This window comes from Kitasatospora sp. NPDC101183 (assembly GCF_044767945.1).
Classification (GTDB): Bacteria; Actinomycetota; Actinomycetes; order Streptomycetales; family Streptomycetaceae; genus Kitasatospora.
In genome coordinates this window covers 374,952-388,700 of record NZ_JBIWOW010000001.1, presented here as the reverse complement: position 1 = coordinate 388,700, position 13,749 = coordinate 374,952, and the positions used below count along the sequence as shown (strand labels likewise).

The following is a 13,749-nucleotide window of genomic DNA, read 5'->3' as shown; positions in this document are numbered from 1 at the left end:
GATGGGCACCGACCGGCTCGACGAGGTCCTCGACGCCACGTACGACTGCCTGACCAGGTACGGCGTGCGGCGCACCACGATGGACGACATCGCCACCACCATGGGCGTGTCCCGGTCCGCGGTCTACCAGTACGTCCGCAGCAAGGACGACGCCTTCCGGCGGCTCGCCGGGCGCCTGCACGAGCAGGCGCTCGCGCGGGCCGGCCGGGCGGCGGCCGACGGCGAGGCCCCGTACGCCGTACGCGTCCGGGGCGTCCTCGCCGCCAAGCTCGATCTCGTCCTCGCCCTGCACGAGGACTCCCCGCACACGGCGGAGCTGCTCGACGAGAAGGCCCGCCTCTTCGGCGGGATCTGCTCCGCCTTCACCGCCGACCTGCGCGGCCTGCTCGTCGCTCTCTTCGCCGGCCTCTTCGCCGAGGCGGGCACCGCCGAGGGGATCGAGCCCGGCGAGGCCGCGGACCTGTGCATCGCGCTGGTGGCCGGCCTGGAGACCGCCGCGGACGCGCACAGCCTGCTGTCCCTGGGGTCGGACGCCCTCGTGGCCGGGCTGCTGGGCGCGCCGGTGACCGCGAGCGGCTGACCCCCCACCCCTTTTTTTGAGCCGAACTCCACACCACCACTGAGGATCGTCATGTCCTTCTCCAGCCGTGAATGGCACCTGACCGCCCGCCCCGTCGGCGAGCCCAAGGACTCGGACGTCGCGCTCGCGACGGCCACCGTGCCCGACCCGGGCCCCGGCCAGGTCGTCGTCCGCAACGACCACCTCTCCGTCGACCCCTACATGCGCGGGCGGATGAACGAGGGCGAGTCCTACATCCCCCCGTTCGCGCTGGGCGAGGCCATGACCGGCTCGGCCGTGGGCACCGTCGTCGCCTCGCAGGCCCCCGAGATCCCCGTCGGCGCGACCGTCACCCACTTCCTCGGCTGGCGCGAGTACGCCCTGCTGGGCGCCGGCGACGTCCAGCTCGTCGACCCCGAACTCGCTCCCGCCCAGGCGTACCTGGGCGTCCTCGGCACCACCGGCCTGACCGCCTGGGCCAGCCTCACGGAGGTCGCCCCCGTCCAGGAGGGCGACGTCGTCTTCGTCTCCGGCGCCGCGGGCGCGGTCGGCTCCGTCGCGGGGCAGTTCGCCCGCAGGCTCGGCGCCTCGCGCGTCATCGGCTCGGCCGGCGGCCCGGCCAAGGCCGCACGGCTGACCGGCGACTTCGGCTACGACGCGGCCCTGGACTACCGCGCGGGCGACATCGCCGGGCAGCTCGCCGCCGCCGCTCCGGGCGGCATCGACGTCTACCTCGACAACGTCGGGGGCGACCACCTCGACGCCGCGATCCGCACCATGAACCTGCGCGGCCGCGTCGCCCTGGTCGGCGCCATCTCGATGTACAACGCCACCGAACTGCCCGCGGGCCCGGCGCACCTGCCGCTGGCCATCGGCAAGCGCATCAACCTGCGCGGCATGAACGTCAGCGACCACTTCCACCTCGTGCCGGACTTCGCCCGACAGGTGGGAGGCTGGCTCAAGGACGGTTCGCTCGTCACCGACGAGACCGTCGTCGACGGCATCGAGAACGCCTTCGAGGCCTTCCGGGCCATGATGCGCGGTGCCAACACCGGCAAGATGCTCGTCCGCCTCCCGCAGGCCTGACCCAGGCCCTCGCCGGGCGGCGGAGAGCGACCCCCCGCCCGGCACCCGACCTGCTGTTCGGCACCCGCCGAGCGGCGCCAGGAGACCACCGCCATGACCGCCATCAATGCCAAGCCCGACATCCCATCCCTCGTCGCCTCGCTGGGAGCCACCTTCCGCTCCGGCAGGACCAGGCCGCTCGCCTGGCGCCGCGCCCAACTGACCGCACTGCGCGCCCTGTTGACCGAGAACCGCGAGGCCATCGCCGACGCCCTCCACGCCGACCTCCGCAAGCCGCGCCCCGAGGCGTACGGCGCCGAGGTCGACCTCCCGGTCCGCGAGATCGACCACACCCTCGACCACCTGGAGGAGTGGCTCGCCCCCGAGCCGCTCGGCGCCCACGCCCTGGCCGGCCTGCCGGAGGGCACGACCGCCGGGACCCACTACGAGCCGCTGGGCACCGTCCTCGTCATCGCGCCCTGGAACTACCCGGTCCAGCTGTCGCTCGTCCCGGTCGCCGGGGCGCTCGCCGCGGGGAACGCCGTCCTCCTCAAGCCGAGCGAACTCGCCCCCGCCACCTCGGCGTTGATGGCCCGCCTGGTGCCGGAGTACCTCGACCGGGACGCGGTCGCCGTCGTCGAGGGCGGGGTGCCCGAGACCACCGAGCTGCTCGCCCTGCGCTTCGACCACATCTTCTACACGGGCAACGGCACCGTCGGCCGCATCGTCATGCGCGCGGCGGCCGAGCACCTCACGCCCGTCACGCTCGAACTGGGCGGGAAGTCCCCGGTGTTCGTCGACGGTGACGCCGACGTCGACACGGTCGCGACCCGCCTCGCCGAGGCCAAGTTCCGCAACGCCGGCCAGACCTGCGTCGCCCCCGACTACGTCCTGACCGACCCGGCCACCGCCCGGCGCCTGGCGGTCGCACTCGCCGAGGTCGTGGAGCGCATCTTCGGCGGCGACCCGCAGGCCTCGACGGCGTACGGGCGCCTCGTCAACCGGCGCCACTTCGACCGGGTCGCCGCCCTGCTCGACTCCGGCACCCTCGCCTTCGGCGGCACCACCGACCGCGAGGACCTCTACATCGCGCCCACCGTCCTGACCGGTGTGAAGGCCGAGGACCCGGTCATGCGGGAGGAGATCTTCGGCCCCGTCCTGCCGATCGTCGAGGTCGCGGACCTCGACGAGGCCATCGCCTTCATCAACGACCGCGACAAGCCCCTGGCCCTGTACGGCTTCACCGGGAACGAGACCACGCGCGCCCGCCTCGTCGCCGAGACCTCCTCCGGGGGCGTCGGATTCGGCCTGCCCATGGCACACCTGCGGGTGCCCGACCTGCCCTTCGGTGGAGTCGGCGAGTCCGGCCTCGGCAGCTACCACGGCCCCCACTCCCTCGCCACCTTCAGCCACCGCCGCGCCCGCCTGGACGTCCCCCTGGGCTGAGCGGGGACGCCTCCGCCGCCGATTCCCGGACGCCCTGGTGGCCGCCGAGATGGGGTGGGCTAGGCTCCCGTCACGACGGGACGGGCACGGTGGAATCCGGGGCCGCGGCCCGTGACGCGTCGCGCCGACGGACAGCCCGCCGATCGGTGGGCGGAAAGCAGACACCGATGGACCTCACGCCGGACCAAGCCCTGTTCCCGACGGTCGGCGGAGGGACCCTGGTCGTCGGCAGCGCGGCGGCGGGCGCCGGCTTGAGTGCCGTGCGGTACGACGCCGAGGGCCGCATGAGCCTCGTACGGACGGTGGCGGTCGACCACCCCTCGTACGCGGCGGTCGGCGGGCCGGGCGGCACGGTCGTCCACGCCGTGGTGGAGCAGGAGGCCGGGCGCGTCGTGTCCTTCGGGGCCGACTCCGGCGTCCTCGCGCCGACCCCGCTCGCCGGGGCCGCCAGCGGCGGGGCGGGGCCCTGCCACCTCGCCGTCCACCCCGGCGGCTCGCACCTGTTCGTGGCCCACTACGGCGACGGCGTCCTCTCCGTCCTGCCGACGGGAGCGGACGGCGCGGTGGCGGGCGGGGCGACGCAGACCATCCGCCTCGCCGGGCGGGAGCCCGAGGGCGACCTGCTCACCGCGCCGCACGCCCACATGGCCGCGCCCTCGCCGGACGGCAGGTTCCTGCTCTGCACGGACCTCGGCACCGACCGGATCCACGTCTACGCCTTCGAGGGGGCCAGCGGCCGGCTCCGTCCCCACGGGACGGTCCAGCTGCCGGGCGGGCGCGGGCCCCGGCACCTGGTCTTCCACCCCGCCGGCCGGTACGTCCACGTGGTCAACGAGCTCTCCTCCACCCTCACCGTCTGCACCTGGGACGCGGCCTCCGGCAGCCTCGAAGCCGTCGCCGAGCTGGAGACCCGGCAGGACCCGGGCTCGCCGACCGTCAACTACGCCGCGGCCGTACGGCTTTCGGCGGACGGCCGCTTCCTCTACACGACGAACCGGGGCGACGACGCGATCGCCGTCCACGCCGTCCGCGAGGACGGCGCGTCCGTCGAGCTGCTCGCCACCGTGCCCTGCGGCGGCGTCTGGCCGCGCGACATCGCCCTCACCCCGGACGGGCGGCTCCTGTTCTGCGCCAACCAGCGCTCCGACTCGCTGACGGCCTTCCACGTCGACCCGTCCTCCGGCGCCCTGACCCGGGCCGGGGAGCCGCTGACGCTCACCGAGCCCACCTCCGTCCTGCCGGTCGGCCCCTGAGCGCAGGAGCGCCGGGCCCCGTCGAGCCGCCGTCAGTCCAGTCCGCCCCGGCGGATCACCTCGGAGTACCAGCGGGCGCTGCTCTTGGGCGTGCGCTCCAGGGTGTCGTAGTCGACGCGGACGATGCCGAAGCGCTTGTCGTACCCGTAGGCCCACTCGAAGTTGTCGAGCAGGGACCAGAGGAAGTAGCCCCGGACGTCCGCGCCGGCCTCGATCGCGTCGGCGACGGCGTCGAGGTGGCGGCGCAGGTACGCCGTCCGCTCCGGGTCGTGGACGGTGCCGTCGGCGGAGACGGTGTCCTGGAAGGCCGCGCCGTTCTCGGTGACGATCAGCGGCAGGCCGAACCGGCGGTGCATGTCGAGCAGCGCGTCGGACAGCCCGGTGGGGTCGATCGGCCAGCCCATGGCGGTGAGGTCGTCGTTGGCGCGGTGGAAGGCGACGCCGTCGGCGCCCGGCCAGGGGGAGAACGCGCCGGCGCCGTGCCCGTCCTCGCGCGGACGGCCCTCGGCGTCCGCCGGTGCGGCGGAGACGACGGTCGGGTTGTAGTAGTTCAGGCCGAGCAGGTCGATCGGGCGGGAGATCTCGGTGAGGTCGCCCTCGTGGACCAACTCGTCCCAGTCGACCAGGTGGGCGGTGTCCTTCAGCAGGTCCTCGTCGTACCGGCCGCCGAACATCGGGCCGGTCCAGATCCGGTTGCCGACGGCGTCGATCCGGCGGGCGGCCTCCAGGTCCTCCGGGCGGTCGTTCAACGGGCGCACCACGTGGAGGTTGAGCGAGACGGCGACCTTCGCGGAGGCCGGCAGGGCGGCGCGCAGGGCGCCGACGGCCAGGCCGTGGCCGAGGTTGAGGTGGTGGGCGGCCCGCAGCGCGTCGCCGGGGTCGGTGCGGCCGGGGGCGTGGACGCCGGAGCCGTAGCCGAGGAAGGCGCTGCACCAGGGCTCGTTGAGGGTGATCCAGGTGGGGACCCGGTCGCCGAGCGCCTCGGCGGCGAGCGCCGCGTACTCCGCGAAGCGGTACGCCGTCTCCCGCTCGGGCCAGCCGCCGGCCGCCTCCAAGTCCTGGGGGAGGTCCCAGTGGTAGAGGGTGGCGACGGGGGTGATGCCGTGGGCGAGGAGGTCGTCGGTCAGCCGCCGGTAGAAGTCCAGGCCGCGCCGGGAGGCGGGGCCGCGGCCGCCGGGCCGGATGCGGGGCCAGGAGAGGGAGAACCGGTAGGAGGCGAGGCCGAGTTCGGCCATCGTCCGGACGTCCTCGCGGAAGCGGTGGTAGTGGTCCACCGCGATGTCGCCGGTGTGGCCGCCGTCGACCCTGCCGGGGGTGTGGCTGAAGGTGTCCCAGATCGACGGGGTGCGGCCGTCCTCCGCGACGGCCCCCTCGATCTGGTAGGCGGCGGTGGCCGTGCCCCAGACGAAGCCCGGCGGGAAGGCGCGTCGGGCGGAACCGACGTCCGGTGGGGCCGCAGTCATGACGGGGTGCTCCCATGGGGATCGGTGGGCGAACGGGTGCCGGCCGGTTCGGGGGCTCGGTGAATCGTGGGAGGGCTCCCGATCGGGCAACCCTGGTTCCTCGGTGAAGCACTGTCAAGAGGCCTGACACCAAAGGGACTTGGGCCGCCCGCGCGTGCCGTGGCCATGTGAGAGGCGTGCCGGCCGCGCCGACCGGCGACTTCGAGGACGGAAGGCCTCGATGAGGCCTCAGCGGCCGTTGACAGACCCGACGACCCTGCTCACCATGTGTAAGGCCGGTCGAATGACGCGGACATGGACGGACCGCGCGCCTGTCTCCCCTCGCGCGCCGTCGCATCACTCTGTCATGTGACGGCGCGAGAGGCGAACTTCCGCGAGGTGACAGGAGCTCCCACCGTGTCCGAACCCACTCGCCGCAGCAATTTCAAGGCCAAATTCGCGACACTGAACGTCGTGACCGGCCCCACCCCGTCCTGGGTGGCGCAGGAGGCCGGTGCCGTCACGCGGGTGTTCCTCAACACCCAGGCCGTGATGAACTCCGGCCGATGGAAGTTCAGGAACTCCATCGCGAACATCCCGAACTGGCTGGTCACCGGCCCCCCGCACACACTTCAGGAACTCCTCGGCTTCTACCCCGGGCCGGTCGTCGGGGGCGATGTGGTGCAGACCGAGGACGGCTACCGCGCGGTGTTCACCAAGCCCGTGCTCAGTCCGCCGGACATCGCCTCCACCTACCGCACCCAGGCCGCGTTCGCCGAGCAGTTCGTCGCGGGCCCCGACCCCACCCGCCTGGTCCGCATGACCCGCGTCCCGGCGAAGTTCCCGATCACCTCCCGCCACCTGGCGGCCGTGCCGGAACTGGGCGCGCCCGACCTCGGTGCGGCGATGGCCGCCGGGCGCGTCTACTGGGTGGACTACGCGCTCACCGAGGCCCTGGAGGCGGGCAAGCACACCGACGGCCGCGCGAAGTACATGTATGCGCCGATGATCGCGCTGTGCGTCACCGCGGACGGCAGGGCGACCCTGCCGTTCGCGATCCAGTGCGGCCAGGACCCGGCGGGGCGGCGGATCTACACCCCCGCCGACGGCTACAGCTGGCTGCTGGCCCGCAACACGGTGCAGGTCGCCCATCACACCGTGCACGAGGCCGTCACCCACCTCACCAACACCCACCTGGTCGCCGGGCGGGTCCTGGAATCGGCCGCGGTGCACCTGTCGAACCTGCATCCCGTGGGACGGCTGATGTTCTACCACTTCGAGGGGATGCCGTTCATCAACGCCCAGGTGCCGGTCCTGCTGACACCGAAGGACGGCTGGTTCGACCTGCTGACCGCCGCCACAGTGCCGTCCATGAACGATTTCATCGAGAAGCATCTGGACACCTTCTCGTTCCAGGGCGCCGCGTTGCCCCGGCAGTTCTCCGGGCACAGGACCGGCGACACCAAGGCGCTGTCGCACTACCCCTACCGCGACGACGGGATGCTGGTGTGGAACGCGATCAGCGCGTGGATCACGGACTTCGTCGGCACGTTCTACAGCTCCGACGCGAACGTCCGCGCGGACGCCGCGCTGCAGTCCTTCGCCAGGAACGTGAACCTGCGGGACTTCGGCCCGACGCCGGGCGGAGTCTCCGACAGGCAGGGCCTGGTGGAGATCCTGACGACGCTGGTGTGGATCACCGGGCCGCAGCACGCGGCGGTGAACTTCTCGCAGGCCGACTGGATGTCCTTCTGCCCGGCCGCCCCGATGGCCGGCTTCACCCCGGAACCGCACGGCACCGGCCACACCGAGCAGGACTGGATGGACAACTACCCGCCCGCTGACATCGCCGTCCTGCAGGCCGGCGCGACGAACGTGCTCGTCGGAGCACGCACCACCCGCATCGGGCACTACGGCCCCGACATCGCGCTGGGCCGCGCGGCCGGCTCCGCCCGGCGGTTCCAGAAGGCGCTGAAGGGCGCGGAAGAGACGATCAAGGACCGCAACACCCGCCGCGCCCGCCCCTACACCTACCTGCAGCCCTCGAAGGTGCCCAGCAGCATCAGCGTCTGAACGGTTCGGATGCCGTCCTGCCGCGAGCGTGCGGCCGACGAGCACGGTTTCGCCGACCTGAGGAGCCGGCGCATCCTCACCAAGGCCCGCATGAACGCCCGTCACGCGACGGCGCTCCTGCGGGCCTTGCTCGTGCTGACGAACGCCGAGGTGTCCCGCTGACGGATGATCACCCGTCAGCGATCACCTCTCCGACGGGCCCGAGCACCCCGGCCCGAACCCGTGCCGGCCCTCCCGACCCGGCGGCGACATTCGGGATGGAACGATCCCATGTGAAGTAACAGGATGTTAACGAGATCACCACACATTGTGCTCGGAACGCGTCTTTACTCTTCTCATGTGCGTGCTTTACTCGCCCTTGAAGCGCCAATAGGCCGCCTGAACGGCGCCGCTGACGGCGCGGCCCGGCGACCTGTCGCGGCCGTCGCGCCGACGCAACCGTCCGCCCGGAGCGTACCGTTCCGGGCCACCGCCCCGTCCACTACCCCTCCGGCCGGAGCCGCGAGGGGCACGAAGGAGGCAGCACCCTCATGGATCCGCTGATCGACCGCGCCCGGGCCTTCCCGCAGCGCGCCGGCGACACCGGCCGGGAACTCACCGGCCTCGCCGCCGGCCAGGCGCCCCAGGCCCTCTTCATCACCTGCTCGGACTCGCGCGTGGTCCCCGCGCTGATCACCGGCGCCGACCCCGGCGACCTCTTCGAACTCCGCACGGCGGGCAACATCGTGCCCGCCTACCGGGCCGACCACGCCTCGGGCGAGAGCGCCACCGTCGAGTACGCCGTCGAGGTGCTCGGCGTCCGCGACATCGTCGTCTGCGGCCACTCGCACTGCGGCGCCGTCGGCGCCGTGGTCCGCGGCGAGGACCTCAGCGTCGTCCCCGCCGTCCGCGACTGGCTCCGCCAGGCCGACCCGGCCGAACTCGGCGCCGGGGCCGACGTGTTCGACCCCACCGTCGCCGGGCCCGTGCAGCGCCACGTCCTCACCCAGCTGGATCGGCTGCGCGGCTATCCGGCCGTGGCCCGGCGGCTGCGCGAGGGCGAGGTCCGGCTGCACGGCTGGTTCTACGAGATCCACACCGGGCTCGTACTCGCCCACCGGCCCGACGCCGGCCTCTTCCTGCCGCTGTGAAGCCGCAGTCCGACCCGTACGGTCCGCCGCGATCCGGGGCCGACCGGCCCCGCGCCCTCGGCGCCGTCCACATCACCGCCACCACCGTCCGGACCGAGACCGTCCGCACCGCTACTCTCCCGAGGACCCGATGACCCGTCGTCCCGCCCTTCGGCTGAGCACTCTGCGCTCTGACCTCCCCGCCTCCGTCGTCGTCTTCCTGGTCGCCCTCCCGCTCTGCGTGGGCGTGGCCGTCGCCTCCGGTGTCCCGGCCGAACTCGGCCTGATCACCGGCATCGTGGGCGGCCTGGTGACCGGGCTGATGCCCGGCAGCAGCCTCCAGGTGTCCGGCCCCGCCGCCGGCCTGACCGTGCTCGTCCTCGCCGCCGTCCAGGAGCACGGCCTCGCCGCGCTCGGCGTCATCACCGCCACCGCCGGCCTGCTCCAACTCGCCATGGGAGCCGCCCGGTTGGGCCGGCTCTTCCGGGCGATATCCGTCTCCGTGGTGCAGGGCATGCTCGCCGGGATCGGCCTCGTCCTGATCGCCGGTCAGCTCTACTCCCTGGCCGACGCCAAGGGCCCGGCCGGCGGGATCGCCAAGCTGGCCGGCCTCCCGGGCCTGGCCCTCGACGTCGCGCGGAGCCCGCAGGCCCTCGCCGCCGCCGCGATCGGCGCCGGGACGGTGGCGGTCCTGGTGCTCTGGCCCCGGCTGCCCGCCCGGGCCCGCCTCGTGCCCGCGCCGCTCGCCGCCGTCGCCCTCGCGACGGCCGTCACCGCGCTCCTCGACCTGTCCGTGGCCCGGGTCCGGGTGGCCGGCCTCCTGGACGTCGTCCACCTGCCCACGGGCTCCGACCTCGCCGCGCTCGGCAGCGCCGGCGTCCTCGGAACGGCGCTCGCGTTCGCGCTGATCGCCTCGGCCGAGAGCCTGTTCAGCGCCGCGGCCGTCGACCGCCTGCACGAGGGGCCGCGCACCGACTACGACCGCGAACTGCTCGCCCAGGGCGTCGGCAACACCGTCTGCGGATTCCTCGGCGCGCTGCCGATGACCGCCGTGATCGTGCGCAGCGCCGCCAACGTGCAGGCCGGCGCCCGCACCAAGGCCTCCCGGGTGCTCCACGGGGTGTGGCTGCTGCTGTTCGCGGCGCTGTTCCCGGCCGCGCTCTCCGCCATCCCGCTCGCCGCCCTGGCGGGCGTCCTGGTGCACGCCGGCGCCAAGCTGGTCCCGCTCCGGGCGCTGCGCCCGCTCTGGCGGGCCGACCGGGGGGAGGCGGCGATCCTGACGGTCACCGCCGTGGCGATCGTGGTGACCAACCTGCTCGAAGGCGTGCTGCTCGGCCTGCTCCTCGCGGTGCTCAAGAGCGCCTGGGACACCTCCCACCTGACCATCGCCGTCGCCGATCCCGACCCGGCGGACGGCACCGTACGGGTGACCCTGATCGGGAACGCCACCTTCCTGCGGCTGCCGAGGCTGCTGGAGACCCTGGAGTCGCTGGCGGAGCTGCCCGCGGACCGGCCCGTCAGGCTCGACCTCTCCGGTGTGCGCCACCTCGACCACGCCTGCCACAGTGCGCTGGAACAGTGGCAGGAGCGCCACAACCGCAGCGGCTCCGCCGAGTTGGTCGGGCTCCCGGTGGTGGCGGCCTGACCGCAGGCCGTTGGGGGAGGGTGTCCGGTCCGGGCCGACTCGGCGAGGACCGGACACCCCCTTCACCCAGGCCGTCAGGGTCCTCAGGCGGCCGGCCCTGCGGCAGGCCGTCGGGGGTGATGCCGCCGCCCTCCATGCCGGTCTGCTCGACGGCGGTGTCCATCGACGCACCCGTGCGCGGATTCCAACGCCCTGGCGGCCCGCCGACGGACGGCGTTTCAGCTCCCGCCCGCGCCGCCCCGGGCCGCGACCATCGTCAGGTTCAGCCCGCACCGTGGACCCGGCCGGACACCATGCCACAGTCGGGACAAGCCGCCTCGCGCGTCGCCGACCGCGCCGTGAGGACCATCCCACCACCGTCCGCTTTGACCTCGTCCACCACCACGCAGGACAGATGGGAGAACGCCGTGGAGAACGTCGAGAACACGCTGCAGTCACTCGAACGGCCATCCTTCCACGTGGTTGTGACGTCTTGTCACCGCCCCGCAAGAAGCGGATCAGAACCGCTTGCCACGACCGCCGTCACCCCACCGGCGTCACCGCAGTGAAGGAGTACCCGTCCTTCGAGCGCGGATCTCCGAGAAGAACGAACCACTGGAGCAGGAGAGGCGGGCTCCCATCACCTCCAGTCACATGATGAATCATCAGAAACCGCCTGGATCAAGGAGCTTGGAACTGACGTGCCGAACCCGTGCAACGGTTCCGGCGAGCAGGCTGATTTCGGTGACGCCGCACGGGCTATGGATGTACGCTGATTTTTGATCACGCTCGGTGTCCGTCGGCTGACGAAAGTGGCCCGATGTCCTACTTGACGCGCAAGGTCTCACGGCGGATGAAGCGTGGGCTCAGGGACGGCGAACTGGTGGTGAACGCCACTCCGGCGGCCCGGCTGGGGGGTATGCGCGAGTACGCCGCCACCGCGCTGCCACACAGCCTCGGTGTCGTCGGGACCATTGCCGGATCCCTCATAGGTGCGGGAGGAAGAGCAAACATCGATCCCCGCGCAGCCGGTTCACGAGTGCCGCTGCCCCAGCGGTGCACCGTCGCCGTCACCAACCTGCGGCTACTGATATTCGAGAACAGCTCTTTGACGAACAAGCCGAAGACGCTGGTGTACGAGGTGCCCCGCGAGCAGATTGAGTGGATCGGTGAGCCGGTCGCCGACCCGGGTTTGTTGACCAAGACGGAGCGGGTCGTCATCGGAGTGCGCGGCCCCGCCGTAGTGGGCTGGGAGGTCCCGCGAGTCTACACACGTCAGGGTCAGGCACTGCTGGCTGAACTGGCACGACAGACAGTGCCCGACCGGCAGCAGGATGGGCCGAACCCGCCGGCCTGACTTTCATGCCGAACCTCTGCCTGTACCTGCGTGTACTCGTAACGCTCTCCCGCTCGATGTCGATCTGGCCCGCTGCCCGCTGCTGGACGCGGTCGCGGACTGCGTGCGCACCTTCGCCGAGATGATGACCAAGCGCCGGGGCCAAGACCTCGCCGGCTGGATCGCACGAGCCGTAGCCACCGGCTTCCCCTCCCTTTCCAGCCTGGCCCGGGGCCTGCGCCAGGACTTCGCGGCCGTCACCGCCGGCCTCACCCTGGACTCGCCCACCTCCGAGAGCAGCGCGTCCAGGACCGGGTCCCCGGTGGCGGCGGCGGAGACGATCCGCACCCGCCCGGCCCCGTCCTCCTCGACGGCGCCCCGGTGGGCGAGTTCGGCCAGGGCGGCGGCGCGCACCAGGAAGCCCGCCCGGGTACGGTCCTGGAGGGACTGCGCCCCGGTGTCGTAGGCCAGCAGGTAGGCGTCCAGGTGGAGTCCTCGGCTCATGGCACCGACGATACGGCCTCCTGCCGCGTGCGCCGCAGGACGTGGGGGAGGAGCCGCCGCCCGTCGGGTGTTCAGGCGAGGGTGACGTCCACCGGCAGCTTTTTGATGCCGTTGACGAAGTTGGAGCGGACCCGGGGGACGTCGCCGGTGAGGCGGATCGACGACAGGCGCGGGACCAGTTCCTCGAACATGATGCGGATCTCGGTGCGCGCCAGGAGGTTGCCCAGGCACAGGTGCGGGCTGCCCTTGCCGAAGCTCACGTGGTCGTTGTTCGGTCGGGCGACGTCGAAGGCGTCGGGGTCGGGGAAGACCTCCTCGTCGCGGTTGCCCGAGGCGTACCACATGACGACCTTGTCCCCCTCGCGGATCCGCCGGCCGCCGAGGTCGACGTCGCGGGTGGCGGTGCGGCGGAAGTGGTAGACGGGGGAGGCCCAGCGCAGGAACTCCTCGACGGCGGTGGGGATGAGGGAGGGGTCCTCCTGGAGGCGGGCGAGCTGGTCGGGGTGCTGGAGGAGGGCGAGCATCGCGTGGCTGATCGTGTGCCGGGTGGTCTCGTTCCCGGCGACGACGAGGAGCAGGAAGTAGTTGTCGAAGTCGCGGTCCGACAGCGGGACGCCGTCGCGCGGGGTGCCGTTGACCAGCCGGGAGACGAGGTCGGTGCCGTCGCCGCCGCGCCGCTGCCGGACCAACTCGCGGCCGTACTCGAAGACTTCGAGCGAGGCCGGGGAGCGGAAGGGCAGGTCGCGGTACTGCTCGCTCTCCGCGCTGTGGAGCAGCACGTCGGCGTAGTCGGGGTCGGTGTTGCCGATGATGCGGTTGCCCCAGTCGATGAGCTTCCGGTTGTCCTCGGGCGGGACGTCGAGGAGCCGGGCCAGTACGTTGATGGGGAAGTCGGCGGAGACCTCGGCGACGAAGTCGAAGCGGCCCTTGGCGAGCGCCGCGTCCAGGGTCCGCGCGGTCAGCCCGCGCAGGAAGTCGGCGTACGCGTTGACGGTGGCCTGCCCGAACTGCCGTTGCAGGAGGGAGCGCAGGGCGCGGTGGCGGACGCCGTCCAGCTCCAGGACGGAGGCGCGCCTGGCGATCTGGTCCTCGTCGACCTCCTCCAGGTTGACGAACCGGGTGGAGGTGAACGTCTCGGCGTCGCGGTCGACGCGGGCGATGTCCGCATGCCGGGTGACGGCCCAGAAGCCGGAGTTGGGCGCGGGTTCGGGCTGCCAGTGGACGGGGTCCTGGCGGCGCAGGGTGCGGAACATGCGCCAGGGGGTGACGCCGTCGGCGAAGTTGTCGAGGTCGGCGAGGTCGACCTCGCCGAGGGGCATCGGCTCGTCGAGGCGCGCC

At 72.6% G+C, this 13,749-nt stretch carries 11 protein-coding genes and 1 pseudogene; 9 read left to right on the top strand and 3 right to left on the bottom strand.

The features are described 5' to 3' along the window. The first annotated feature begins 1 nt into the window (after nucleotide 1). From ACIRRS_RS01610 to ACIRRS_RS01595, 4 genes and pseudogenes are all read left to right on the top strand, one after another. Nucleotides 2-580, top strand: coding sequence for a TetR/AcrR family transcriptional regulator (locus ACIRRS_RS01610; protein WP_402963235.1), 579 nt, complete (start codon nucleotides 2-4; stop codon nucleotides 578-580). Between the two features lie 51 nt (nucleotides 581-631). Next, nucleotides 632-1,645 (top strand): NADP-dependent oxidoreductase, encoded by a 1,014-nt coding sequence (locus tag ACIRRS_RS01605; RefSeq protein ID WP_402963232.1) that lies wholly within the window; start codon nucleotides 632-634, stop codon nucleotides 1,643-1,645. An 84-nt stretch (nucleotides 1,646-1,729) separates the two neighbouring features. Continuing rightward, nucleotides 1,730-3,070 (top strand): annotated as a pseudogene (locus ACIRRS_RS01600) (aldehyde dehydrogenase family protein); the annotation flags it as partial. Nucleotides 3,071-3,237: 167 nt separating this feature from the next. Further along, a complete protein-coding gene (locus ACIRRS_RS01595; RefSeq protein WP_402963229.1) occupies nucleotides 3,238-4,323 on the top strand; it encodes a lactonase family protein in 1,086 nt (361 codons plus the stop codon). A gap of 32 nt (nucleotides 4,324-4,355) precedes the next feature. Here ACIRRS_RS01595 and ACIRRS_RS01590 read toward each other — a convergent pair whose 3' ends face one another. Further along, nucleotides 4,356-5,786 (bottom strand): GH1 family beta-glucosidase, encoded by a 1,431-nt coding sequence (locus tag ACIRRS_RS01590; protein WP_402963226.1) that lies wholly within the window; start codon nucleotides 5,784-5,786, stop codon nucleotides 4,356-4,358. 453 nt (nucleotides 5,787-6,239) lie between these two features. On the opposite strand from ACIRRS_RS01590, the gene ACIRRS_RS01585 reads away from it, so the two are divergent. The 5 genes from ACIRRS_RS01585 (at nucleotide 6,240) to ACIRRS_RS01565 (ending at nucleotide 11,928) form a co-directional block, all read left to right on the top strand. Continuing rightward, entirely contained in the window at nucleotides 6,240-7,838 is a 1,599-nt protein-coding gene (locus ACIRRS_RS01585) for a lipoxygenase family protein (RefSeq protein ID WP_402963223.1), read from the top strand. Nucleotides 7,839-7,847: 9 nt separating this feature from the next. After that, nucleotides 7,848-8,000, top strand: a complete 153-nt coding sequence (locus tag ACIRRS_RS01580; protein WP_402963220.1) for a hypothetical protein — start codon at nucleotides 7,848-7,850, stop codon at nucleotides 7,998-8,000. A 368-nt stretch (nucleotides 8,001-8,368) separates the two neighbouring features. Next, nucleotides 8,369-8,968 (top strand): carbonic anhydrase, encoded by a 600-nt coding sequence (locus ACIRRS_RS01575; protein ID WP_402963217.1) that lies wholly within the window; start codon nucleotides 8,369-8,371, stop codon nucleotides 8,966-8,968. Between the two features lie 130 nt (nucleotides 8,969-9,098). Continuing rightward, a complete protein-coding gene (locus ACIRRS_RS01570; RefSeq protein ID WP_402963214.1) occupies nucleotides 9,099-10,592 on the top strand; it encodes a SulP family inorganic anion transporter in 1,494 nt (497 codons plus the stop codon). A gap of 799 nt (nucleotides 10,593-11,391) precedes the next feature. Next, nucleotides 11,392-11,928 carry a hypothetical protein gene (locus ACIRRS_RS01565; protein ID WP_402963211.1) on the top strand — a complete coding sequence of 179 codons (537 nt, stop codon included), beginning with the start codon at nucleotides 11,392-11,394 and terminating at the stop codon, nucleotides 11,926-11,928. Nucleotides 11,929-11,931: 3 nt separating this feature from the next. On the opposite strand, the gene ACIRRS_RS01560 is transcribed toward ACIRRS_RS01565, so the two are convergent. Both ACIRRS_RS01560 and ACIRRS_RS01555 read right to left on the bottom strand, forming a co-directional pair. After that, nucleotides 11,932-12,411: a GPP34 family phosphoprotein gene (locus ACIRRS_RS01560; protein ID WP_402963208.1), complete on the bottom strand. Its 480-nt coding sequence runs from the start codon at nucleotides 12,409-12,411 to the stop codon at nucleotides 11,932-11,934. Nucleotides 12,412-12,482: 71 nt separating this feature from the next. Further along, entirely contained in the window at nucleotides 12,483-13,730 is a 1,248-nt protein-coding gene (locus tag ACIRRS_RS01555; RefSeq protein ID WP_402963548.1) for a cytochrome P450, read from the bottom strand. Nucleotides 13,731-13,749: the final 19 nt, after the last annotated feature.

What these genes read in the sequence shown, in the direction of transcription:
- ACIRRS_RS01595 (WP_402963229.1), top strand. Translation starts at nt 3,238, where the DNA reads ATGGACCTCACGCCGGACCAAGCCCTGTTCCCGACGGTCGGCGGAGGG.
- ACIRRS_RS01570 (WP_402963214.1), top strand. Translation starts at nt 9,099, where the DNA reads ATGACCCGTCGTCCCGCCCTTCGGCTGAGCACTCTGCGCTCTGACCTC.
- ACIRRS_RS01610 (WP_402963235.1), top strand. Translation starts at nt 2, where the DNA reads ATGGGCACCGACCGGCTCGACGAGGTCCTCGACGCCACGTACGACTGC.
- ACIRRS_RS01555 (WP_402963548.1), bottom strand. Translation starts at nt 13,730, where the DNA reads ATGCCCCTCGGCGAGGTCGACCTCGCCGACCTCGACAACTTCGCCGAC.
- ACIRRS_RS01565 (WP_402963211.1), top strand. Translation starts at nt 11,392, where the DNA reads ATGTCCTACTTGACGCGCAAGGTCTCACGGCGGATGAAGCGTGGGCTC.
- ACIRRS_RS01590 (WP_402963226.1), bottom strand. Translation starts at nt 5,786, where the DNA reads ATGACTGCGGCCCCACCGGACGTCGGTTCCGCCCGACGCGCCTTCCCG.
- ACIRRS_RS01580 (WP_402963220.1), top strand. Translation starts at nt 7,848, where the DNA reads ATGCCGTCCTGCCGCGAGCGTGCGGCCGACGAGCACGGTTTCGCCGAC.
- ACIRRS_RS01575 (WP_402963217.1), top strand. Translation starts at nt 8,369, where the DNA reads ATGGATCCGCTGATCGACCGCGCCCGGGCCTTCCCGCAGCGCGCCGGC.
- ACIRRS_RS01560 (WP_402963208.1), bottom strand. Translation starts at nt 12,411, where the DNA reads ATGAGCCGAGGACTCCACCTGGACGCCTACCTGCTGGCCTACGACACC.
- ACIRRS_RS01605 (WP_402963232.1), top strand. Translation starts at nt 632, where the DNA reads ATGTCCTTCTCCAGCCGTGAATGGCACCTGACCGCCCGCCCCGTCGGC.